The organism is Shinella sp. CPCC 101442 (assembly GCF_024704725.1).
GTDB lineage: Bacteria > Pseudomonadota > Alphaproteobacteria > Rhizobiales > Rhizobiaceae > Shinella.
This window is the reverse complement of the sequence record NZ_JALIQS010000016.1, coordinates 39334-60580: the sequence shown is the minus strand read 5'-3', so window position 1 is coordinate 60580 and position 21247 is coordinate 39334. Positions and strand designations below refer to the sequence as shown.

The window sequence follows — 21247 nt, the reverse complement described above, 5'->3', positions numbered from 1 at the left end:
CTCTCAGCTCTTGCCGGCCCGCGTTGCCGCCGCCTGCGCGATGGCGGCGGCAACGCGGGAATAGGTGCCGCAGCGACAGATGTTGGTGATCTCGCCTGCGATGAGGTCGGGCCCGGGATCGGGGTGTTCGGCAAGAAGGGCAGCCGCGGCCATGATCATGCCGGACTGGCAATAGCCGCATTGCGGAACGTCGAGCTCCAGCCAGGCCTGCTGGACGGGGTGCAGCCCGTCCTTGCCGAGGCCTTCGATGGTCACGATCCTCTGGTCGGGCGCAATGGCTTCGACCGGGATCGAGCAGGAGCGCACGGCAACGCCGTCGACATGGACGGTGCAGGCGCCGCACTGGGCGATGCCGCAGCCATATTTCGTGCCGGTGAGGCCCGCCTGCTCGCGCAGCACCCACAGGAGAGGCGTTCCCGGCTCCGCGTCCAGATCACGGATTTCGCCGTTGATGTTCAAGCTGGCCATGGGGTTCTCCTTTCGAGGGGTCGCCGCAGGCGACGGCTGAGGGAAACGGTCTCGATGCGGTCGTTTGGCCGTCAGTCGGGGCACTGCGCGCCGTTCGCGACCCAGACCCGCACCAGTTCGCCGAACTCCCCGGCTGACATCGGCGGCTTTTCGCGCGGCAGGCCGTTGAGGTCGTTGCCCGGGTTCCAGGCCCAGAGAACCAGCGGGTCGTTGTTCATATGCTCGACGAGCTGTTCCGGCGTCATGGTACTGCGCGCCGGATCGGTGAGCTGGCGGCAGATGCCGCGCCGGTCGAGGCCTTCCCAGGCCATGGAGAGCGGCGCGAGATGCCAGTTGGCATTGCCCGGCACGCCGGAGGGCGCATTGTTGTCCTGGTGGCAGGTCGCGCATTGCAGGGCCGGCGTGCCGTGGTTTTCCGGCCCGCGCGCCACGCCCATGTTGTGGCGAAGGCGTGCATTGCCCTGGCGGGGGAAATCCGTGCTGGTGTGGCAGTTCATGCAGCGTGGGTGCTCGATGACGGCCACTAGCCGGTCGAAGGCGGCAAGCGACGCCACCTCGTCCTGCGGAAGGGTGACCTCCTCGGCGGTCACGGCGATGGTTGTCGCGGCGGCGAGGATCGGGGCGAGAATGAGAGAGGGAAAGCGCATCGCCGTCACACCCGGAGATCGTGGTTGCTGATCGGCAGGCTGCGCAGGCGCTTGCCGGTTGCCGGATGGATCGCGTTGGTGAGCGCCGGGGCGAGGGGCGGCAGGCCGGTTTCTCCGACCCCGCCCCAACGGTCGCCATAGCGGCCGAGGCTCGGCACCAGGGCGACGTCGATGACGGGCATTTCCTCCATGCGCAGGTAACGGTAGTTGTGAAAATTGGTCTGCTGGACGCGGCCGTCCTCGACCGTCACCTCTCCGTAGAGCGCCGCCGCAAGCCCCTGCACGATGCCGCCCTCGATCTGCTGGACGGTGATATCCGGATGCACCACGAAATTGGGATCGACCGCGCAGCTGATGCGGTGCACCTTCAGGCGCCCGTCCGTCACCGAGATTTCCGCGATCTGCGCACACCAGGCATTGTCGCCTTCGACGATGGCGATGCCCTGGTGTCGGCCTGCAGGCGGCTTGCCCCATCCGGCGAGTTTTGCCGCGGCATCCAGCGTGGCGAGCGCCCGGGGATTTTCCGAGAGGAGTTCGCGGCGCAGGAGATAGGGGTCGATCTTGCGCATGGCGGCGATCTCGTCGAGGAAGGCCTCGCGGAACCAGCCGTTTTGCGACAGGTTCACGCCGCGCCAGAAGCCGACCGGGATATGGCTGTCGCGCCGCGCCACGCCCACCTCGAAGCTTGCGACGGCATAGGGCATGTCCTCCTCCACGAAGCCGTCCATCAGGGCGTTGTCGACACCCTCCTTCAGCCAGAAGGGAGCAAGCGAGGCGGCGATCGAGGAACCGGAAATGCGCACTTTCCAGCCGAGCAGCCTGCCCTGCGCGTCGAAGCCCGCCGTCTGGCGCGCCAGAACCATCGGCCGGTAGTAGTCGTGGGTGAAATCCTCCTCGCGCGACCAGAGCATGCGCACCGGCACGCCGGGCACCTGCGCGGCGATCTGCACGGACTGCCGCGCCCAATCCTGCGCAAGGCCCCGCCGGCCGAAGCCGCCGCCCAGCTGCAGCTTGTGCACGAAGATCTGCGCGGCGTCCCGCTGCATGACACGGGCGATGGTGTTCGTCGTTCCCTCGCCGTTCTGGGTCGGCGCCCAGAGATCGATGCGCTCCGCCGTGACCTTCGCCGTGCAGACCTGCGGCTCCATGGTGGCGTGGGCGAGGAAGGGCGCCTCGTATTCGACGTCGATGATCTGCGCCGCGCCGCCAAGCGATGCGCCCACATCGTCGATGCGATGGCCGATGGCCGCGGCGGGATCGGCAAGGCCTTCGCGGAAGAGCGTACGAAGCGTCGCGTTCGACACACCCGTTCCGATGCTCTCGTCCCAGGTGACGGGAAGCGCCTCGACGGCGGCATTCGCCTGCCGCCAGCTATCGGCGACGACGGCGACGGCGTCCTTTCCGACCTGGACGACATGCCGCACGCCGGGCAGGCCGGCAACGGCCGCGTGGTCGAAGGCGACGACGCTGCCGCCGATGGTCGGACAGTTCTTGACCGCCGCATGCAGCATGCCGGGCAGGTCGACGTCGGTGGCGAAGATCGGCTCGGCGAAGACCTTGGGCGCTGCCTCGATACGGGCGGCCGACGTGCCGATCAGCCGCCAATCGGACGGAGCCTTGAGGGGTACGTTTTCCGGAATAGGTCGTCGTGCGGCCGCCGCTGCCAGCGCGCCGAAGCGGAGGGCACGCCCGCTTGCCGCATGGGAAACGATGCCGCCTCGTGCGCGGCAGGAGACCGGCGTCACGTTCCAGCGAGCCGCTGCCTCGGCGATCAGCATTTCCCGGGCCTGGGCGCCGGCCTGGCGCAGGTATTCCTGCGAGGCGCGCACGGAAATCGAGGTGGAGGTCACCATGTCGCCCCAGGGTTTGTCGCGAGTGAGGTTTTCGTTCGTATCGGCATATTCCGCGCGCACCTTCGCCCAGTCGCATTCGAGCTCTTCGGCGACCAGCATCGGCAGGGCCGTGAAGATGCCTTGCCCCATGTCGCTTCGGGCAACGCGGATCGTCACCGTGTCGTCGGGCGTGATCACCACCCAGGCCGTAACCTCGCCGTGGCCGGTTTGTGCACGGCTTTCCGGCAGGCCGACCAGCAGGCCGCCGGCGACGGCCGAAATGCCGAACAGGAATTGACGTCGGGTGGGAGCGGGCGTGTTCATCAGATGAACTCCGCAGCGCGGTGGATAGCGGCGCGGACGCGGCTGTAGGTGCCGCAGCGGCAGAGGTTGCCGGACATGGCGGCATCGATATCCGCATCGCTCGGCTTCGGTATTTCACGCAGGAGGGCGGCGGCCTGCATCATCTGCCCGGACTGACAGTAGCCGCATTGGGCGACGTCGATCTCTAGCCAGGCCGCCTGCACCGGATGGGGCGTCGCAGCGGTGCCAAGTCCCTCGATGGTGAGAATTTCGGCGCCGGCGACATCCGCCAGCGTCGCGACGCAGGATCGCAGCGCTTTGCCATCCGCATGCACGGTGCAACAGCCGCACAGAGCGGCGCCGCAGCCATAGCGCGTTCCGAGCAGCCCGAGCGTATCACGCAGCGCCCACAGGAGCGGGGTGTCGTCGGGAAGATCGATCTCGTGCGGCGATCCGTTGACCTTGAGAACCGGCATTCTTGCCTCCAGCAGTTGACCGGAAGCCAAGGTAGAATGAACCTGTCGCAGAATTTTCCCGTGAGGGGCGGGATTTGTATCGGATTGTCGCAGCCGCCTGATGCAATTTTTTACAATTTTTCGCTGCCGGAAGCGCGGCTCCATCCTGTATTGAAAGGCAATGGCTCCATTTCCCCACATCGTCGTCACCGACGACAACGCCGACATTCGTGAACTCCTCGCCGATTATCTCGGCGACCGCGGATTTCGTGTCGATACGGCCGATGGCGGCCCGGCGCTGCGGCAGATCCTGCAGGTGTCGTTGCCGGACCTGATCGTCCTCGACATCATGATGCCCGGCGAGGACGGCCTGACCCTTTGCCGCGACCTGCGTGCCAACATGGAAGTCCCGATCCTTTTCCTGACGGCGAGGACCGACGAGACGGACCGCATCATCGGCCTGGAGCTGGGCGCGGACGACTATCTGGTGAAACCCTTCAATCCACGAGAACTGCTCGCCCGCATCAAGGCGATCCTGCGGCGCGTGCGGTCCCTGCCGCCGCAGCGCGACGTCATCAAGGCGAACTTCGTGCATTTCGGCCAATGGCGGCTCGATACCGGCCGGCGGGAACTCGTCAGCGCTGAAAATGTCGGCGTGCCGCTTTCTTCCGCGGAGTTCCGGCTGCTGAAGGCCTTCATCGACCATCCGGGCATCGTGCTCAGCCGCGACCAGCTCCTCGACCTGACGGCCGGCCGCATCGCCGATCCATTCGACCGGGCGATCGACAACCAGGTCAGCCGGCTGCGCAAGAAGATCGAGGTCGATCCGAAGAATCCGGAAATCATCCGCACGCACTGGGGAGGAGGGTACAGTTTCATGCCCTCCGTCGCAAAATGTTGAAGCTATGGAAGAAGAGCCTTGCGGGCCAGTTCATCGTCGCGATGCTGGTGGCTTTGCTGGTCTCGCAGGCGATTGGTTACATCCTCGCCTCGGGAGACCGCATCCGCGACCTGCGCGCATCGGAGGAGACGGAGTTCCGCCGGGCGGCCAGCGCGTTGGCGGCGGCACTCGACTCCGCTTCGCCCGACATCGCCAAGCGGGTGACGGCGGCAAGCGGCAATGCCTATACGCGTTTCTGGATCGCCGATGCGCCCGAGCCGCAGCCGGGCGCCGTCTGCGTCCTGCCCGGCACGGCCGGCAGCAATCCGCCGGGCGCCTTCCCGGAAAAACCGGTCACGGACTGCACCGAGAGCAGCTACATAGACGGTAACGGGCTCGGCCTTGCCGTTCCCTCCGGCACGCGCTGGCTGAACGGCATCTACTACAAGCGCATCAGCAGCGGTTCCCTGCAGCGCCAGTCGATCATCAGCTTCGTGCTTTTCGCGCTGGTGCTGGCCGTCGGCGGGACCATTTTCGCGCGGCGCATCGTCCGGCCCCTCACGGCGCTCAGCGATGCCGCCGACCGGCTGGGCCGCGGCGAGCAGCACAGCCCCCTGCCAGAGACGGGGCCGGAGGACCTGCGCAAGACCGCCGCCGCCTTCAATCGCATGCAGGACCGGCTGCACCGTTTCGTCTCGGACAGGACGCAGATGCTTGCGGCCATCGGGCACGATCTGCGCACCCCGTTGACCACCCTGCGGCTGCGGGCGGAATACATCAAGGACCCCGCCCTGCAGGATCGCATCATCGCAACGATCGAGGAAATGCAGACCATGGTGGACGCGACGCTCGCCTTTGCCAAGGGCGAGGCGACGGCCGGCGAAACACGGACGGTCGATCTCAACGCCCTGGTCGATAGCCTCTGCGAGGACATGGCGGCGGTCTATCCGGGCATCGAGTTCACGGAAGGCGAGCGCCTCGATTTCCGCTGCCGCCCGGAGAACCTGCGCCGCGCTCTGCGCAACCTGATCGAAAACGCCATGCGCTATGGCAATGCGGCCCGCGTCAGCCTCGCCGTCAGCGATGCGGAGGTGCTGATATCGGTCGCCGACGACGGGCCGGGCATTCCGGCCAATCAGCTGGAAGCGGTCTTCTCACCCTTCGTGCGCCTCGAGGATTCGCGCAACCGCCAGACGGGCGGCGTCGGCCTTGGCCTGTCCATCGCCCGCGCGATCGCGCACCAGCACGGCGGCGACATTCGCCTCGTCAACCGGAATCCGGGTCTTTGCGCCATACTCGCGCTGCCGCGCGAACATCTGGCAAGTCTGGCGGCCTGAGGCCGCGGGCCGGCATCGGGAGATCGGCCCTTCCGCACAAAGAAATACCCGGCATCTCCGTTGTTGGTGATGCCGGGTCACTGGGTGGGGGACAGACTGCTGACGAGGATATCGTCGCCCGGGGCCGGGTCGCCGGGCTTCATCTATGTGCGGCGAAGGCGGCCGATGCAGCACCGGTTTCGAGTTGCGGATCCAGCCAGTGAGAGCGGCAATCCGCCCCGATCGCCATCGCCTCCTTCAACAGCGCCTGGGCCTGCTTGCGCCACAGCTCATTCGTCGAACCGGTCTGCGCCGCCGCGTTGATCAGGCGAAGCGAATGCTCGAAGAGGTCGGCCTTGCGCCGGACGGCTTCGTCGAAGGTTGGCGGCACGCTCACGGCCCGGCCGGCCACTTCCTGCAGGGCGCCCTCCCATATGCCGCTGACGAAGGTGCGTTCGGAAGCCTCGATGTCGGGCCGCTCATCGTTCCAGTCCGCGTCGCGAACCGCCAGGAGGCAGGCTTCCTCCAGCGTATCGGCATTGTAGACCCGATGCCGGTAGATCGGCAGCTTGTAGGTCGTTTCGATCGTGTAGGCGGGCATGGGGATCTCCTTCGCAAACTTTTGCGGATTCCAGTCTGCGGTCAACCTGTCTCAGCGTTTTGCCGTCTTTGTCGAAAATTGTACGCCACGGTCAAATGGCCCCGAAAGGGCGCGCGGGGCCGCGGGATTTCAATGCTGCAGTGCGATACAATTTGATACATTCAGCCGGCCTGCGGGCACATTCCTGAGACGGGGCGACGGTAGGCTCACGAGCAATCCCAACCGTAGCGAGGCCGTCTCATGTGGAAAACAGCGCCCCCCGTTTTCATCGCCCCTCTCCTGGCGCTGGCGCTCAGCGCCTGCACCGAAGCCAGTTCGAACACGGCCGGCCAGGCGGAGAAAGCGGAGACGGAGGTCAGCGTCATCACGCTTTCGCCGGAGGATGTGTCCGTCTCGTCCGAACTCGCCGGCCGCACGGTTGCATCCAGCGCCGCCGAGGTCAGGCCACAGGTTTCGGGGCTGGTGCGCGCGCGCGTCTTCACCGAGGGCCGCGAGGTGAAGGCGGGCGATGTTCTCTACGAGATCGAGCCGGCTTCCTATCAGGCCGCCTATGACAGCGCCGCCGCCGCTCTCGAGCGGGCAGGTGCTGCCCAGCGCAACGCACAGGCGAGGATAGACCGCCTCGGACGCCTTCGGACAGCCGATGCGGTCAGCAGTCAGGACTATGACGATGCTGCGCTGGCGCTCGGGCAGGCGGTATCCGACGTCGCGGCGGCAAAGGCGGCGATCGAGACGGCGCGCATCAATCTCCAGCGCACGGCCATCCGCGCGCCGATCTCCGGCCGTGTCGACCGTTCCTCCGTCAACGTCGGCGCGCTTGTCACCGCCGAGCAGGCCGCTGTCCTGACGACCATTCGCCAGCTCGATCCCATCTATGTAGAGGTGAGCCAGCCGAGCGCGCGCCTGCTGTCGTTCCGCCGCGCCGCCGGCGCGGGAGGCCTGACGCCGGCGACGATGCCGCAAGTGCGGCTCACCCTGGAGGATGGCTTGGCCTATCCCCATGCGGGCAAGCTGCAATTCTACGAAACGACCGTCAGCGAGACGGCCGGGACCGTCGTGGTGCGGGCGGCCTTTCCCAATCCCGATCACCTGCTGCTGCCCGGGATGTATGTTCGCGCCACGATCGACGAGGGTGTGATGGGCAACAGCTTCCTCGTGCCGCAGCGGGCCGTCACGCGCAATCGCGGAGGGGAAGCCCTTGTCAAGATCGTCGGCGAAGGCGGCAAGGTGGAGGAAAGGACACTCGCCATCGACCGCAGAAAAGGCAACAGCTGGGTGGTGACAGCCGGTCTTTCCGACGGTGCCCGGCTCATCGTCGAGGGCGCGCAGAGCGTTCGCAGCGGCGAAACCGTCAAGGCGCTCGAGGTTGCCATTGACGATGCGACGGGTGCCATCAGGCCGGTCGCCGGTGCCGATCCGGCAGAGGGCCGCCCCCCCGTCGAAGTCTCCAGCCGCTGAGGTGCCCATGTCCCGTTTTTTCGTCGACAGGCCGGTCTTCGCCTGGGTCATCGCCATCGTCATCATGCTGGCAGGCTTGCTTGCCGTCCGTCTGCTTGCCGTCGCGCAATATCCGCAGGTCGCGCCGATCACCGTTCGCATCAGCGCCACTTATCCGGGCGCGGATGCGGTAACGGTTGAAAACGCCGTGACGAAGGTCATCGAGCAGGGCCTGACGGGCATCGACCATCTCGACTACGTGACGGCCACTTCGACCGCCACGGGACAAGCCGATGTTTCGGTGGTCTTCACCTCCGCGGCCGATCCCGATATCGCGCAGGTTCAGGTCCAGAACAAGGTGCAGCTCGTCACCAGCCAGCTGCCGCAGGCCGTGCAGGCGAACGGCCTGACCGTCGCCAGGGCGGGAACCGGCTTCTTCATGGTGGTCGCGCTCGCCTCGTCCGACGGCCGGCTCAAGCCGATCGATCTCGCCGATCTTATTGACAGCGACATCAACGACCCGATCCGCCGGATCGACGGTGTCGGCGACCTGCAGATTTTCGGCTCCGGCTATGCGATGCGGCTCTGGGTCGATCCGGCAAAGCTTCTGAAGTATCAACTGATGATCGGCGACGTGCAGGCGGCGGTCGAGGCCCAGAACGTCCAGGTTTCCGCCGGCCAGCTAGGTGCGCTGCCGCAGCTTGCCGGCCAGCAGCTCAACGCCACCGTCACCGCCAAGAGCCGTCTGCAGACGCCAGAGCAGTTCGAAAATATCATCGTCAAAAGCGCGGCGGACGGCGCGGTCGTCCGGCTGCGCGATGTGGCGCGGGTCGAGATCGGCGCCGAGAGCTATGTTCGGTCCGGCACCTATAACAACCGGAACGCGGCCGGCTTCGGCATCCAGCTTGCCAGCAACGCCAATGCGCTCGACGTCGCCGCGAATGTGCGGGCGACCTTGGACCGCGTGAAGGCGGAGCTGCCGGAAGGGGTCGAGATCCACTATCCCTACGACACGGCGCCCTTCGTGCAGCTGTCGCTCGAGAGCGTGGTCGAGGCCCTCTTCGAGGCGATCGTGCTCGTTTTCGTCGTGATGTATCTCTTTCTGCAGAATTTCCGGGCGACGCTCATTCCAACGCTTGCCATTCCCGTCGTGCTGCTGGGCACGTTCGGCATCCTCGCGCTCTTCGGTTTCACCATCAACACGCTCACGATGTTCGCCATGGTGCTGGCCATCGGTCTGCTCGTCGACGACGCCATCGTCGTCGTGGAAAATGTGGAGCGGCTGATGGCGGAGGAGAAGCTTTCCCCGCGGGAAGCGGCGATCCGGTCCATGCGGCAGATCAGCGGGGCACTGGTCGGAATTGCGGCCGTGCTCTCGGCGGTTTTCGTGCCGATGGCATTTTTTCCGGGCTCCGTCGGTGTCATCTATCGGCAGTTTTCCATTACGATCGTCTCGGCGATGGTCCTGTCCGTTCTGGTGGCACTGGTGTTCACGCCGGCCTTGTGCGCCACGCTTTTGAAGGCCCGGCATGATGGCCCGCGTCGTGGTCCGCTCGGCCTTTTCGAGCGTCTGATGGAGCGCATGACCACGGGATACGGGCGGGCGACGGAGGGTCTGGTGCGCCGCGCCTTCCGCTTCCTCGTGGTCTTCCTGGCCCTGTCCGTCGCCGCGGGCTGGCTGTTTTACCGGCTGCCTACCTCCTTCCTTCCGCCTGAGGACCAGGGGCGTCTCCTGGTGACGGTCCAGATGCCGGCCGGGGCGACCATCGACAGGACGACCCGCGTGCAGAACGCGGTGATCGACTATTTTCTCACGCAGGAAAAGGACACGGTCGACGGCGTGTTCGGCAGCGTCGGCTTCAACTTCAGCGGACAGGGGCAGAATGTCGCTCTTGCCTTCGTGAGCCTCAAGGATTTTCGCGAGCGCACGGCGCCGGGGTCTGATGCCCAGTCCATCGCCCGGCGGACGACGCAGGCCTTTTCGGGGCTCAAGGACGGGCGCGCCTTCGTGATTGCGCCCCCGGCGATCCAGGGCTTCGGCAACGCGGCCGGCTTCGAATTCTACCTGCTCGATACCGCCAATACCGGGCGTGAGGCGCTGGTGACGGCGCGCAGCCAGCTGCTGGCCGCAGCCTCACAGAATCCTGCCCTGACCGGTACGCGCCCGAACGGGCTGGAGGATGCGGCGCAATATGCGATCACCATCGATCAGGACAAGGCGAGCGCGATGAACCTGAGCCTTGCGGACATAGACGCGACGCTCTCCGCTGCCTGGGGCAGCCGCTATATCAACGATTTCGATCTGGATGGGCGTATCAAGCCCGTCTACATCCAGGGCGAAAGCGACGCCCGCATGCAGCCCGACGATCTCGACAAGTGGCACGTGCGCAATGCCGACGGCGAGATGGTGGCGTTCTCCGCCTTTTCCTCCGGCGCCTGGACCGCGGGCTCGCCGCGAAGGGAGCGTTACAACGGCCTGCCGGCGGTCCAGATCCAGGGCGCGGCCAATGGCGTCAGCTCCGGCACGGCGATGCGGGAGGTGGAGGAGCTCGTGCGCGCTCTGCCGCCGGGCTATGCGCTCGCCTGGAGCGGCCTTTCCGCGCAGGAAGAGGCATCGGGAAATTCGGCGATGCAGCTCTTCGCGCTTTCGGTGCTCGTCGTCTTCCTGTCGCTCGCCGCGCTTTACGAAAGCTGGACCATTCCCTTCGCGGTCCTGCTCTCCGCGCCCATCGGCATTTTCGGGGCACTGGCGGCGGCGACGCTCTTCGATCAGGCCAATGACATATACTTCAAGGTCGGGCTTTTGACGACAATGGGGCTTGCCGCGAAGAACGCCATTCTCATCATCGAGTTCGCGGTGGAGAAGATGCGCCATGGCGCAGACCTCGTGCCTGCCACCGTGGAGGCGGCCCGCCAGCGCCTGCGACCGATCCTGATGACCTCCTTCGCCTTCATCCTCGGCGTGCTGCCGCTCGCGCTCGCGCAAGGGCCTGGCTCAAATGCGCAAAATGCCATCGGCATCGGCGTGATGGGCGGCACGATTGCCTCCACGATCCTCGGCACATTTTTCATCCCGCTCCTCTTCGTTGTAACATGGCGGGTTTTCAAAACCGGGAGAGGCCGCCGGGGCATCCGGGCCGAGCACGCCGCTGCGCCGGGGACAACTCTGTCGTGACTGGTGGACCGTCTGTGCGAGGCGGGCGGTCATACATAGCCAGGCCCGCGCGCCAAACGCATCGAGGCGGTCATCTCGATACCTGAACGGCAATCCGCCCGAAATCTCTACTGTTCAGCGGTGTTGGCCGGGAGAAACCAGCCGTGACGTAACACGCGGTCGAAAGCGTCACCCAGACGACGATCCTGAAGGCAATCGCGAGAAGGGCTGGGAGGTCGATTTTGCCTCCCATCCATGGTCTCGCCGCAGTTGCATCCATGTTCACTCCATCCGCAAGTCCGTCGGACACATGTTTTCTGTCTCTGGGCGCCGGAATCTTCAGCCAAGACATTCACTCTCCGCTATTACGAGAACGATGTTGTATTATTAGTAAAACCGTGTTTTGTTGTGCGGCGCTTGAGCGGGCATCCTTTTCCCGCGAGCTCTTTCGAAAGAGAAGTGAGACCGAATGCCAGGTGATCCGAACTTGCCCAATCCCCATCGCCGGAATTTCCTGAGAGGATCGGCTGGCGTCGCCATTGCGCCTTTTGCCGTGCGTGCGGCGCGGGCCGAGATACCGGCGCTTGATGCCTCGGAAGATGCCCGGGCGCTGACAGCCGTCGGAATGACGGTCAACGGCCAGCGCCGGCGGCTTTCTGTCGACGCCCGCACGAGCCTCCTCGATGCGCTTCGCGACCAGGCCGGCCTGACCGGTGCGAAGAAAGGGTGCGACCAGGGCCAGTGCGGCGCCTGCACCGTCCATGTCGATCGACGCCGCATCCTGTCCTGCCTGATGTTCGCCGTGGCGTCTGACGGCGCCGACATCACGACCATCGAGGGTCTTGCCGGCGAGGATGGTGCATTACATCCGATGCAGGCGTCCTTCATCGATCAGGATGCCTTCCAGTGCGGTTTCTGTACGCCGGGGCAGATCCTGTCGGCGGTCGCCTGCGTCAAGGAGGGGCATGCTGAGACGGAGGCCGATATCCGCGAATATATGAGCGGCAATCTCTGTCGATGTGCCGCCTATCCGAACATCGTCGCCGCCATCCGGCAGGCAAAGCCTTTGATGGAGGGGTGAGCCATGCAGCCGATCACCTATGAAAGGCCAGAGACCGTGGAGGCGGCCGTGCGGGCGCTCGGTCGGCCGGAAACCCTGTTCGTGGCGGGCGGGACGACGGTCTTCGATCTCATGAAGGTCAATGTTCTGAAGGCCAGCCATCTGGTCGATGTGACGCGGCTTCGCGATCCGCGCCTTTCCGCCATTGAAGTCAGTGATACGGCAATCCGTCTTGGCGCGCTGGTGCGCATGGCCGATCTGGCGGCCCATCCCGGTATCCGGGCGATCTGCCCGCTCATACCTCTGTCGCTCGATCTCGGTGCGTCGGAGCAGATCCGCAACATGGCGCGGCTTGGCGGCAATGTGCTGCAACGCACGCGCTGCGCCTATTTCCGGGATACCAGTTTCGAGGCTTGCAACAAGCGCAATCCGGGCTCCGGCTGCGCCGCCCTCGACGGCCACAACCGACAGCATGCGATCCTCGGAACGAGCACCGCCTGCATCGCGATCTATCCGGGTGATTTCCCGCAGGTGCTCGCGGCAGTCGACGCGCAGGTGGAAATCGCCGGCAGGCAGGGCAAGCCGCGCACCATTCCCTTCACGGACCTGCATCGGCTGCCGGGCGAAACACCTGATGTCGAGACCGTGCTGAAGCGCGACGAGTTGATCACTGGCTTCCTCATTCCACGCGGGCCGTGGCTGCGCCGGTCGCTGTATCTGAAGATCAGGGATCGGCAATCCTATGCTTTTGCGCTGGCAAGTGCTGCCGTCGCGCTCGACCTTGCGCCCGACGGTACTGTGCGGGAGGCCCGTGTCGGGCTTGGCGGCGTGGCGACCGTTCCATGGCGCGCCCGCGAGGCGGAAGCCGCCTTGAAGGGGAATGCATTGACGGAGGCGATCGCGCATCGCGCCGCCGAGGCGGCCTTTGCGGGGGCCGTCACGCGCTCGCACAATCATTACAAGATCCCGCTCGGCAAGCAGACCCTGGTTCGGGCGCTGCTCGGCGCGGCGGCGATGGAGGTCTGACCATGTCGGGACATGAAACCGCGCTTCGCGAACTGCCGCTCATCGGCCGCGGCCATGCACGCTATGACGGCCGGGCCAAGGTGACGGGCCGCGCCCAGTTCGCGGCCGATGTCGTCGTTGCCGATCCGATCCATGCATTTTTGCTTCTCAGCACCATTCCACGCGGGCGCATCGACAGGATCAAGACGGACCGCGCGCTGGTCCTGCCGGGTGTGATCGATATTTTGACGCATGAAAACGCACCCGCGCTTGCAGCTCCTGTCAGCCAGGCGGCGGGCTCGGCGACCAATCACCAGCCATTGATCGATCCGGACATTGTGTTCGACGGCCAGGTCATCGGTGTCGTGCTGGCAGAGAACTTCGAGACCGCCCGTGAAGCGGCCGCGCTTGTCGATATTCACTATGTGAAGCAGCCGGCGGCGGTGACACTGGATAGTCCGGGCGCTGTTACGGAGCGTTGGTCCGAGATCAATCAGAACTTTGAGGATCTGGAGGTTGGCGATGCCGAAAAGGCGTTGGCGGAGGCGCCTGTGACCATCGACGCGACCTATCATATGCAAAGCCAGGTCCATAATGCCATGGAGCCCTTCCCGACAACGGTCCTGTGGGACGGTGACGATCTCATCGTCCATGAGCCCAGCCAGTACGTCGTCGGCCTTCAGCGGGGTGTTGCGCGACAGCTCGGGATCGATCCGTCCCGGGTCCGTATCATAAGCCCTTATATCGGTGGTGGTTTCGGCAGCAAATTGAGCCTGACACCGCGAACGGCGATCCTCGCCGCGCTTGCGCGCAAGCATCGCCGGCCGGTGAAGCTGGTGGCGACGCGTTCGCAGGGCTTCACCTTGTCCACCTATCGCGGCGAGAGCCGGCATCGCATCCGGTTGGGCGCTACGCCTGATGGCAAGCTGACGGCATTCGCGCACGAGGCGTGGGAAATGTGCTCGCGTTTCGGAGCCTATGCCAGCGCTTCGACGGACCTCACGGCGGACATGTATGCAGCGCCGTCGATTCTGACGCGCGTGAACATCGTACGTACTGATCGGACGACGCCCGGTTTCATGCGCGGGCCGGGCGAGATGCCCTATATGTTCGCGCTCGAGACGGCCATGGACGAACTGGCATATCGCCTCGAAATGGACCCTGTCGAATTGCGGCGTCTCAATGAGCCGGCCAGAAGCCCGATCGACGGCTCCCGCTTCACCAGCCGGTCACTTGTCAAATGCTTCGACGAGGCAGCCGAGCGCTTTGGATGGCGCAACAGAAATCCGGTTCCGGGCGCGAACCGCGACGGCGACTGGCTTGTCGGCTACGGCTGCGCAGCCGCGACATTCCCCTGCTTTAACTATGGCGGCAGCGCAACCGTCACGTTGCTGCGTTCCGGCAGGGCGCGGGTCGAAACGGCCGCCTCCGAAATCGGCACTGGCGCCTATACGGCATTGGGTCAAGTGGCGGCGGAGCTTCTGGACCTGCCGATCGAGAATGTCGAAGTCCTGTTGGGGGACAGCCTGCTGCCGCCGACGGCGCCGGCGGGCGGTTCCATGCAGACCGCCAGCACCGTTCCGGCAATCCGGCTCGCCTGCGAGCGCATCGTTTCGCGGCTTGGGAACAGGATGCCTGCCCTGGCCGATCTCGGAGCGGCATTTGACAGGTTGGGAACGCTTTCAATCCAGGAAACGGCACAATATGCCGCCTTCGACGGCAAAAACGCCAACGGCGGCCGAGCCGTCCTTTCGACGCCTGATGGCGACGAGCCCATCGCCATCGCATCCTACGGTGCGCAGTTCGTGGAAGTCAGGATCAATGCCCGCACGAAGGAGCTGCGCGTGCCACGTCTCGTCGGCGCCTTCGCCGCCGGGCGCATCCTCAACGAGCGCATGGCGCTCGCGCAGTATCGTGGCGGCATGGTCTGGGGGCTGTCTTCGGCCCTCTTCGAAGGATTGGCGATCGATCCGATCCAAAGCAGGGTCACCAACACCAACTTCGAGGAATATGCCATCCCCGTGAATGCCGATGTGCAGATGGTCGAAGCGATCCTCGTTCCTGAAGAGGACCATGAGGTCAATCCGCTCGGCGTGAAGGGTATTGGGGAAATCGGCATCGTCGGTGTCGCCGCCGCGGTCTCGAACGCGATCTTCCATGCGACCGGCAAACGCCTGCGCGATCTGCCGATCACCTTGGACAAGCTGTTCTGATGCGAGGGGTCGCGTGGCGCTAACCGTGCGGTTCCAACTCGATCGTCGTCGCAAAGACGAGCACGGCCTCGCCCGCGATACGGATGCCGAACGTTTCGCCGGCGTGGCGGACTTCGACTTTTACGAGACCAGGCCGACCCATGGACTCGCCTTGGCGCACTGTGAATTCGGTTGTTTTTGCTGGCTCTAGGGCAATAAGGCCGTGCCGGGCCAGGTAGGCACCGAGTGGGCCGCAGGCGTTGCCGGTGACCGGGTCTTCTGGAATGCCGATTGCCGGAGCGAACATTCGTCCGTGTGCGAAAACGTCTTCGGACGGATCGGCAAGCACGAAGGTGAAAAAGCCGTTGCAGCCGATCCGTTCACTGATCCGAGAAAGTGCGGCGAGATCGGGTCTCAGCCCATGCAGGATCGCGGTCGACGTCAGTGGGACCATGACCTTGCTATGGCCGGTCGAAACGATCTGGACCGGTCCGATGGCCGAGAGATCGGCGATACCCAGGCTTCGCGGATATCGCCCTTTACCGTCTCGCCGAAGGGTACGCCAAACGTTGCCGGCTTTTGCGTCATCCAGATGCGTGTCGCATCGCCGACCCGCTCGATCTCCACGGGCAGGATTCCCGCTCCGGTGTTCTGCATGTAGGTGCCATCGGTCGCGCCTTCATGGGCGCGGACCCAGTGTGCGGAGACCGTGGCGTGGCCGCAGATTGGCACCTCTGTCGTGGGCGTGAAGAAACGCACAGTCATGTCCGAACCGTCCGCCCTTGCCGGAAAGATGAAGGCTGTCTCGGAGACATTCATCTCCCGCGCGATTGCCTGCATTTGTGCGTCGGAGAGCCCCGTCGCGTCCGGCACGACGCCTGCGGGGTTGCCGGTGAACCGCTCGCGAGTGAATGCGTCGATCTGATAGAGGCGATATGATGTCATGTTCTTTCAGACCTCGTCAGCAAGCCTTTGGCGACCTGGTGAAAATCGGCTATACGATTACACAACCATGGCCGCACTAATAACGCAACAAAGTTTTGATAATGGCGATGACGAACACGTTCCAGCGAGCCCGCAGCGCTGAGGCCAAAGAGCAGCGCGAGAATGACATTCTGCAGGCCGCCCGCAGGCTCGCCGCAGAACAGGGTATTCGCGCGATCACGCTGACGGAGATCGCGAATACGATCGGCATGCACAAGTCAGCCCTGCTACGGTACTTCGAAACCCGCGAGCAGATTTTCCTGGTTTTGGCCGGGCAGGGGTGGCGGGAATGGTCCCCCGCGTTGCGCGCAGCTCTGGAAGAGATCGAAACGCCCGGTTCGCAAACGGTGGCGGAGGCCTTCGCCCGTACACTCGTCGCGCGCCCTCTGTTCTGCGACCTGCTCGCCCACGTTCCGTTGAACCTCGAACGCAATGTCTCGGTGGAACGGGTGCGCGCCTTCAAGCTGATTGCACTGGAGGAAGTGGCGGCTATCGCTGCGAAACTGGAGGGCCGGATAGGCCTGTCCAGAGCACAGGCGGTCAACATCATATCCACGGCGACGAGTATGGCTGGTGCGCTCTGGCAGATGGCGACGCCTGGCCCGGACGTTGCGCGACTCTATCGCGAAGAGCCGCTTCTTGCTCATGCGGTTGTCGATGTCGAGTCGCGGCTGGTCGATATTCTTTCCGGGCTCATGACCGGTTATCTCGCGAAGAACTGTCTTGGGACGTAGCGCCTGCAAGGCGATGCCATGGGTGTAAAATGCCCTAATTTCGAGACCAGGCGTCGAGGGCGAGGTCGACAAGTCGGCGCATGGCAACAGGTATAAGGTACTGGATTTGCCGGGCAGTGGATGTCACCTATGCCGAGCTGCATTCTTGGCTTGAGCGCACCCTCTCGATCGATCAGGATGCAGGTAAATGCCGCTTGCATGCGCGCCCGGTTCGGCGAGGTGGAAGCCCTCATATGGACGGCATTCGCAGCCCTCCGGACTACAATGCCCGCATAGCAGCAGGTTGACGGCCCCGCCTCACGGCACAAAAACGGATATTGCTTTCTCCAGAATCCTGAAATCCACGGGCGTCGTGGTCTTGAGTTCGCCGTCGAGATTGACCGGGCGGGGGCGGCTGGTGCGGATTGTCAACGACTTGGTCGAGAAAGCCCTCACGTCGTCCCATTCGCCGTGCGTGCCCCTGCGCAGGCTGGGAAGCAGCCGCAGAAGCCGCCACCAATGGTCGACCTCCAGGCTGTAGAAATCGAGCATGCCGTCCGTTGCGGTGGCATCGGCGTGCACGGTCATCCCGCCGCCGTAGAAACGCCCGTTGCCGACGGAAACCTGAAGCGTGCGCAATTCTTCGCTCCGGCCGTCATGGTCGAGCGTTGCGGTGAACAGGCGCGAGCCGGCCAGAAGTCGCGCCGCCACGAGGGCGTATCCGAGCTTGCCCCAGCGTTTCTTGGCCTCTTCCGTCAAGGACATGGCGAGATCGGCGCTGAAGCCGATGCTGGCGACGTTGAAGAACGGGTGGCCGTTCGCCTGGCCGAGGTCGACCGCCACGGTGTTGCCCCTGGCGATCACGCCGATGGCGGAGGGCAGGTCGAGGGGGATGCCGACCGTGCGGGCAAAGTCGTTCGCCGTGCCGAGCGGCAGGACACCGAGCGGCAGCCCCGTCTCTAGAAGGGCTTGAGCCGTGCCGTTCAGGCTTCCGTCTCCGCCGCCCACGATCACGCGGTCGATGCGCGCGGCATGCTCGCGCAGGAAACCGAGCGCCGTGGCATCCTTCCCGTCGGGCAATTCGGTGAATGCAATTCCCGCACCGGCAAGCAGTTGGCGAACCTGCGGAAGGTTTTCCCTGCCGCGCCGTGCGTTCGGGTTGACGAGTAGCAGAGCTGTCTTTTGGTTCATGCCATCCTGTCTTTCGGGCCGCTGGGCAACCTACATATGTGCAGTGCAGCATCGCCATTCAATGTGAGAGCATGCGATCAGAGCCAGCCGGCCATCTTGAAGCGCATGAACAGAGTGGCATAGGAGGGGGCGATGACGCCGAGCACGACGAAGTAGCCGTAGCGAGTCTCAAGTACCGGCATGTGCTCGAAGTTCATGCCGTAAATGCCGGCGATCGCCGCCGGGACAGCGAGGATCGCTGCCCATGCCGCAAGCTGACGGGTGATCGTGCCCTGGCGCTGCTGTTCGAGAGGGTTGCTCGCCTTGAATACCGACGTGATAACGCGCGCTCGCCATCAGGATAGATGAAGGGGGCAACGATCGTCATGAAGGCGATTCCCTGAACGTTTGGATGATACTTGAGGCAGCGGATATCCGTCTTGTGCGATGGGGTATGGGGGTAACCTCGGTGTCTTATGCGATCCACCGCCCTCGCAAACTGTATGGGGTTGCCTCTGAATGTGTCCGTTGGCCTCTATGGAATCTTGATTTCTTTCCCCCTCCACCTGAATGGAATCTATATGGGGAAAGCATCAGTCTCTCGGAACGGCGGTTGTCGCCGAAGCGAAGGACTGGAGCACGAAGATGTCCTTGGAGTTCAGGGGCGATACCGCGGCCGTGCTGGCGGAGAGCCGGCGGCTGAACGTGCTGTGCGACCTTCCACTCGACCGGATCGCATCGCAGGCCGAAGCCTACGACATCCTTGCGGCCGCGGAAGACGCCTATAGTTTCGAGCGCGGCGGCTATGCCGTCGTCGGTTCGGGCGAAGCCGTCCGCAAGACGCTTGGCCTCGCAACGCCGATCTTTTCCGAAATTCCGGCCTCGGGTTTGCTGCGGGGCCAGAGGCGGTTCAAACTTCCGGCGGGCGTCATCGGCGCCCAATGCGAACTTGTCTTCTCCATGCTGCGGCCGTTTCCGGATGCGGGCGAGGCGGTCACGCTCGAAAGCGCGGCCGATGCCGTGTTCGGCTGCATGCCGGCCATCGGCATTCTCGGGCGCAGAACCCGTAGCGCCGGCATCGGAACCGAGGCGGCGATCGCCGACTTCGCCCTCCATGCCGCAACGATCTGCGGTGGGGTCGTGACGACCCTCGGTCCGGCCAGCCTCGCTACAATCGAGGTTGGCGTGTCACTCGACGGACGGCAGGTGCTGACCGGGCGTTCAGATTGCGTCATGGGCCATCCCCTGAATGCCGTCGCATGGCTGGCGCGGCAGCTTTCGGCGCGAGGACACAAGTTCGGGATCGGCGACGTCGTCGCAACCGGATCCTGCACCACCATCCTCCAGGTTCTGCCCGGACAGACGATGGTCGCGGATTTCGGCCCGCTCGGCAGCGTCGAATGCAGCTTTCACTGACCATATCCAAGGAAATCGAGATGCGACCGCAGGCGAAACCATTTGTCGTCGAATTCAAGAAAGGCCGCCGCCGCAAAGGGCCGGCAGCGGCTGGGGAGGGGGCCCTCGTTGTCAAAATCCGGCGCGACGCTGCGTTGCTGCGCCGACCCGTCGTAAACGAGGTTCGCAAATGAGCGTGAGCCGCAGCCTTCCCTACGAGTACTTCGTACTTGCCGGGACCCGCAGTGTCGGACCGATTGCGGGCTATGTCCGCGACCGGTCGATCTATGCCGCGGTTATCGATGGCCATGGCCGCCGCTACCGCTTTGTCGGGCTTGCCGGCCGGGATCGAAGCGGTCGGCTGAACGTGTTGTCGTTGCGACAGGACGAATGGATCGTCGCGCCAGACCTCATCTATAGGAAAATGCCATCCGCCTAGTAGTGTTGATCGCGTTCTTCATTCGCCGCAGGGATAGGCGTCGTCCTCGGGGAAGTCGTGGCTGCGCAGGAACTTCGCCAAGGCGGCCGCTGGCGGACCAATCCCCGATGAACCGATGATCATGTGAAAGCTCACCGTTCTGCATCAGGTAGAAACGGGGAGGGATGCAGACGGTCGGTGTCTCGCACGGTGGCAGAACAACGAAAATCCATTGTTTGGCCGATACTCGCGGCTGGATCGCTGCCCTCGCCCCAGCTGATCGCCGACAAAGCCTACGACGCGGACCGGCTACGTCTTTGGATCAGGGAAAGAGGAGTAGGGGCCATTCGCCCCGGAAGGGCAAGTCGCTACGTGGCTTATCCCCTCAACCGGGCCGCTTACAGACGTCGAAACATCAGCGAGTGTATGTTCGGCAGACTCAAAAATTGAAAGCGCACCACCACTCCATACGATCGCCTCGCTGTCCACTATCTCGCTGCAATCGCCCCTGTTGCTCTTGCGACACAGAGGCTTGAATGAGCCCCCTCCCCGGAGGAGTTTTTCGAGCGCGCCAGCTTTGTGAAGTCGTGAGAGATCCATCAAAATGTCGGGGGCGTGCAGACCCAGAGAATGCTGGCCGCGTCGTCGCCGATGTTCCGGTAGGAATGGGGGATGTTCGAGCGAAAGCAGAAGCCATCTCCGGTTTCCAGGCGGAATGCATCGCCGTTGAGGGTCAGTTCGACGGTACCGGTAAGGACATAACCGACTTCCTCACCCTCGTGCGTGATGGTCTCGCCACTTTGCCCGCCCAGTTCCAGGTGGTGGATGTTGCACTGGAGCAGGTGGCCGTCCTTGTAGGGAATGATGCGTTCGAGCATCAGGCCGCGGGACGTTCCTTTGTGCCTGTCGAGGGTTATGAAGGGGCGTGTACCCTTGCGGAAGATGACCGATTCATCATCAGCCGGCTCGTCGAAGAGCCAGCTGATATTGGTTTCCAAGACCTGCACGACGCGGTGGATCATCGGGAGGGAAGGCAGCACCTTGCCGTTTTCCACCTTTGACAGGAGGCTCTCCGAGCATCCGCTGCTTTCGGCGAGTTCCTTCAGCGTCAGCCCCTTCATCTGCCGTGCGAGCCGCAGCCGCACGCCGAGGCTTTTCTTCGTGTCGCTGAGGCTGTCGCGCTGAGAGCCCTGGCTCTTCTCCCGCTTCATTCCGGT

At 64.3% G+C, this 21247-nt stretch carries 20 protein-coding genes and 1 pseudogene; 11 read left to right on the top strand and 10 right to left on the bottom strand.

The annotated features are described in order from the left end of the window. Positions 1-3: 3 nt before the first annotated feature. From MUO32_RS28425 to MUO32_RS28410, 4 genes are all read right to left on the bottom strand, one after another. On the bottom strand, positions 4-468 hold the full coding sequence (locus MUO32_RS28425) for a (2Fe-2S)-binding protein (protein WP_257951743.1): 465 nt from the start codon (positions 466-468) through the stop codon (positions 4-6). Between the two features lie 71 nt (positions 469-539). Beyond that, the gene (locus MUO32_RS28420) at positions 540-1115 is read right to left on the bottom strand and encodes an Isoquinoline 1-oxidoreductase subunit (RefSeq protein ID WP_257951742.1); all 576 of its coding nucleotides are present in this window, start codon (positions 1113-1115) and stop codon (positions 540-542) included. Between the two features lie 5 nt (positions 1116-1120). Then, positions 1121-3271: a xanthine dehydrogenase family protein molybdopterin-binding subunit gene (locus MUO32_RS28415; protein WP_257951741.1), complete on the bottom strand. Its 2151-nt coding sequence runs from the start codon at positions 3269-3271 to the stop codon at positions 1121-1123. After that, on the bottom strand, positions 3271-3726 hold the full coding sequence (locus tag MUO32_RS28410; RefSeq protein ID WP_257951740.1) for a (2Fe-2S)-binding protein: 456 nt from the start codon (positions 3724-3726) through the stop codon (positions 3271-3273). The genes MUO32_RS28415 and MUO32_RS28410 overlap by 1 nt, the downstream gene beginning before the upstream one ends. A 160-nt stretch (positions 3727-3886) precedes the next feature. Here MUO32_RS28410 and MUO32_RS28405 point away from each other — a divergent pair, with 160 nt between their 5' ends. Together MUO32_RS28405 and MUO32_RS28400 are read left to right on the top strand one after the other, a co-directional pair. Next, on the top strand, positions 3887-4606 hold the full coding sequence (locus tag MUO32_RS28405; RefSeq protein ID WP_257951739.1) for a response regulator: 720 nt from the start codon (positions 3887-3889) through the stop codon (positions 4604-4606). Next, the gene (locus MUO32_RS28400; RefSeq protein WP_257951738.1) at positions 4600-5922 is read left to right on the top strand and encodes an ATP-binding protein; all 1323 of its coding nucleotides are present in this window, start codon (positions 4600-4602) and stop codon (positions 5920-5922) included. Before MUO32_RS28405 ends, MUO32_RS28400 begins: the two co-directional genes overlap by 7 nt. 139 nt (positions 5923-6061) lie before the next feature. Here the strand turns inward: MUO32_RS28400 and MUO32_RS28395 are convergent, their stop codons facing one another. Further along, on the bottom strand, positions 6062-6502 hold the full coding sequence (locus MUO32_RS28395; RefSeq protein WP_257951737.1) for a hypothetical protein: 441 nt from the start codon (positions 6500-6502) through the stop codon (positions 6062-6064). A gap of 240 nt (positions 6503-6742) precedes the next feature. On the opposite strand from MUO32_RS28395, the gene MUO32_RS28390 reads away from it, so the two are divergent. The 5 genes from MUO32_RS28390 to MUO32_RS28370 all read left to right on the top strand — a co-directional run bounded on the left by MUO32_RS28390 (position 6743) and on the right by MUO32_RS28370 (position 15371). Further along, the gene (locus MUO32_RS28390; RefSeq protein WP_257951736.1) at positions 6743-7960 is read left to right on the top strand and encodes an efflux RND transporter periplasmic adaptor subunit; all 1218 of its coding nucleotides are present in this window, start codon (positions 6743-6745) and stop codon (positions 7958-7960) included. Between the two features lie 7 nt (positions 7961-7967). Then, positions 7968-11114, top strand: a complete 3147-nt coding sequence (locus MUO32_RS28385; RefSeq protein WP_257951735.1) for an efflux RND transporter permease subunit — start codon at positions 7968-7970, stop codon at positions 11112-11114. A gap of 448 nt (positions 11115-11562) precedes the next feature. Then, the gene (locus MUO32_RS28380) at positions 11563-12174 is read left to right on the top strand and encodes a (2Fe-2S)-binding protein (RefSeq protein ID WP_374708734.1); all 612 of its coding nucleotides are present in this window, start codon (positions 11563-11565) and stop codon (positions 12172-12174) included. Positions 12175-12177: 3 nt separating this feature from the next. Beyond that, positions 12178-13179, top strand: coding sequence for a xanthine dehydrogenase family protein subunit M (locus MUO32_RS28375; RefSeq protein WP_257951734.1), 1002 nt, complete (start codon positions 12178-12180; stop codon positions 13177-13179). 2 nt (positions 13180-13181) lie between these two features. Further along, positions 13182-15371 (top strand): xanthine dehydrogenase family protein molybdopterin-binding subunit, encoded by a 2190-nt coding sequence (locus MUO32_RS28370; RefSeq protein ID WP_257951733.1) that lies wholly within the window; start codon positions 13182-13184, stop codon positions 15369-15371. A 19-nt stretch (positions 15372-15390) separates the two neighbouring features. Here the strand turns inward: MUO32_RS28370 and MUO32_RS28365 are convergent, their stop codons facing one another. Both MUO32_RS28365 and MUO32_RS28360 read right to left on the bottom strand, forming a co-directional pair. Then, a complete protein-coding gene (locus tag MUO32_RS28365; protein WP_257951753.1) occupies positions 15391-15831 on the bottom strand; it encodes a PhzF family phenazine biosynthesis isomerase in 441 nt (146 codons plus the stop codon). After that, positions 15792-16295 (bottom strand): PhzF family phenazine biosynthesis isomerase, encoded by a 504-nt coding sequence (locus tag MUO32_RS28360; protein ID WP_257951732.1) that lies wholly within the window; start codon positions 16293-16295, stop codon positions 15792-15794. The genes MUO32_RS28365 and MUO32_RS28360 overlap by 40 nt, the downstream gene beginning before the upstream one ends. A 107-nt stretch (positions 16296-16402) precedes the next feature. Between MUO32_RS28360 and MUO32_RS28355 the strand changes: the two genes are divergently transcribed. After that, the gene (locus MUO32_RS28355; RefSeq protein WP_257951731.1) at positions 16403-17068 is read left to right on the top strand and encodes a TetR/AcrR family transcriptional regulator; all 666 of its coding nucleotides are present in this window, start codon (positions 16403-16405) and stop codon (positions 17066-17068) included. A 297-nt stretch (positions 17069-17365) separates the two neighbouring features. Here MUO32_RS28355 and MUO32_RS28350 read toward each other — a convergent pair whose 3' ends face one another. Then, positions 17366-18238, bottom strand: a complete 873-nt coding sequence (locus tag MUO32_RS28350) for a lipid kinase (protein WP_257951730.1) — start codon at positions 18236-18238, stop codon at positions 17366-17368. Between the two features lie 77 nt (positions 18239-18315). Beyond that, a pseudogene (locus MUO32_RS28345) lies at positions 18316-18561 on the bottom strand (CorA family divalent cation transporter); the annotation flags it as partial. A gap of 301 nt (positions 18562-18862) precedes the next feature. Here MUO32_RS28345 and MUO32_RS28340 point away from each other — a divergent pair. Genes MUO32_RS28340 through MUO32_RS28330 form a run of 3 tightly spaced genes read left to right on the top strand, consistent with a single transcriptional unit; the run spans position 18863 to position 20051 of the window. Beyond that, a complete protein-coding gene (locus MUO32_RS28340; RefSeq protein WP_257951729.1) occupies positions 18863-19633 on the top strand; it encodes a 2-keto-4-pentenoate hydratase in 771 nt (256 codons plus the stop codon). Then, positions 19618-19806 carry a hypothetical protein gene (locus MUO32_RS28335; RefSeq protein WP_257951728.1) on the top strand — a complete coding sequence of 63 codons (189 nt, stop codon included), beginning with the start codon at positions 19618-19620 and terminating at the stop codon, positions 19804-19806. The genes MUO32_RS28340 and MUO32_RS28335 overlap by 16 nt, the downstream gene beginning before the upstream one ends. Continuing rightward, positions 19803-20051 (top strand): hypothetical protein, encoded by a 249-nt coding sequence (locus MUO32_RS28330; RefSeq protein ID WP_257951727.1) that lies wholly within the window; start codon positions 19803-19805, stop codon positions 20049-20051. The genes MUO32_RS28335 and MUO32_RS28330 overlap by 4 nt, the downstream gene beginning before the upstream one ends. A 578-nt stretch (positions 20052-20629) precedes the next feature. On the opposite strand, the gene MUO32_RS28325 is transcribed toward MUO32_RS28330, so the two are convergent. After that, positions 20630-21241 (bottom strand): cupin domain-containing protein, encoded by a 612-nt coding sequence (locus MUO32_RS28325; protein WP_257951726.1) that lies wholly within the window; start codon positions 21239-21241, stop codon positions 20630-20632. Between the last annotated feature and the right edge of the window lie 6 nt (positions 21242-21247).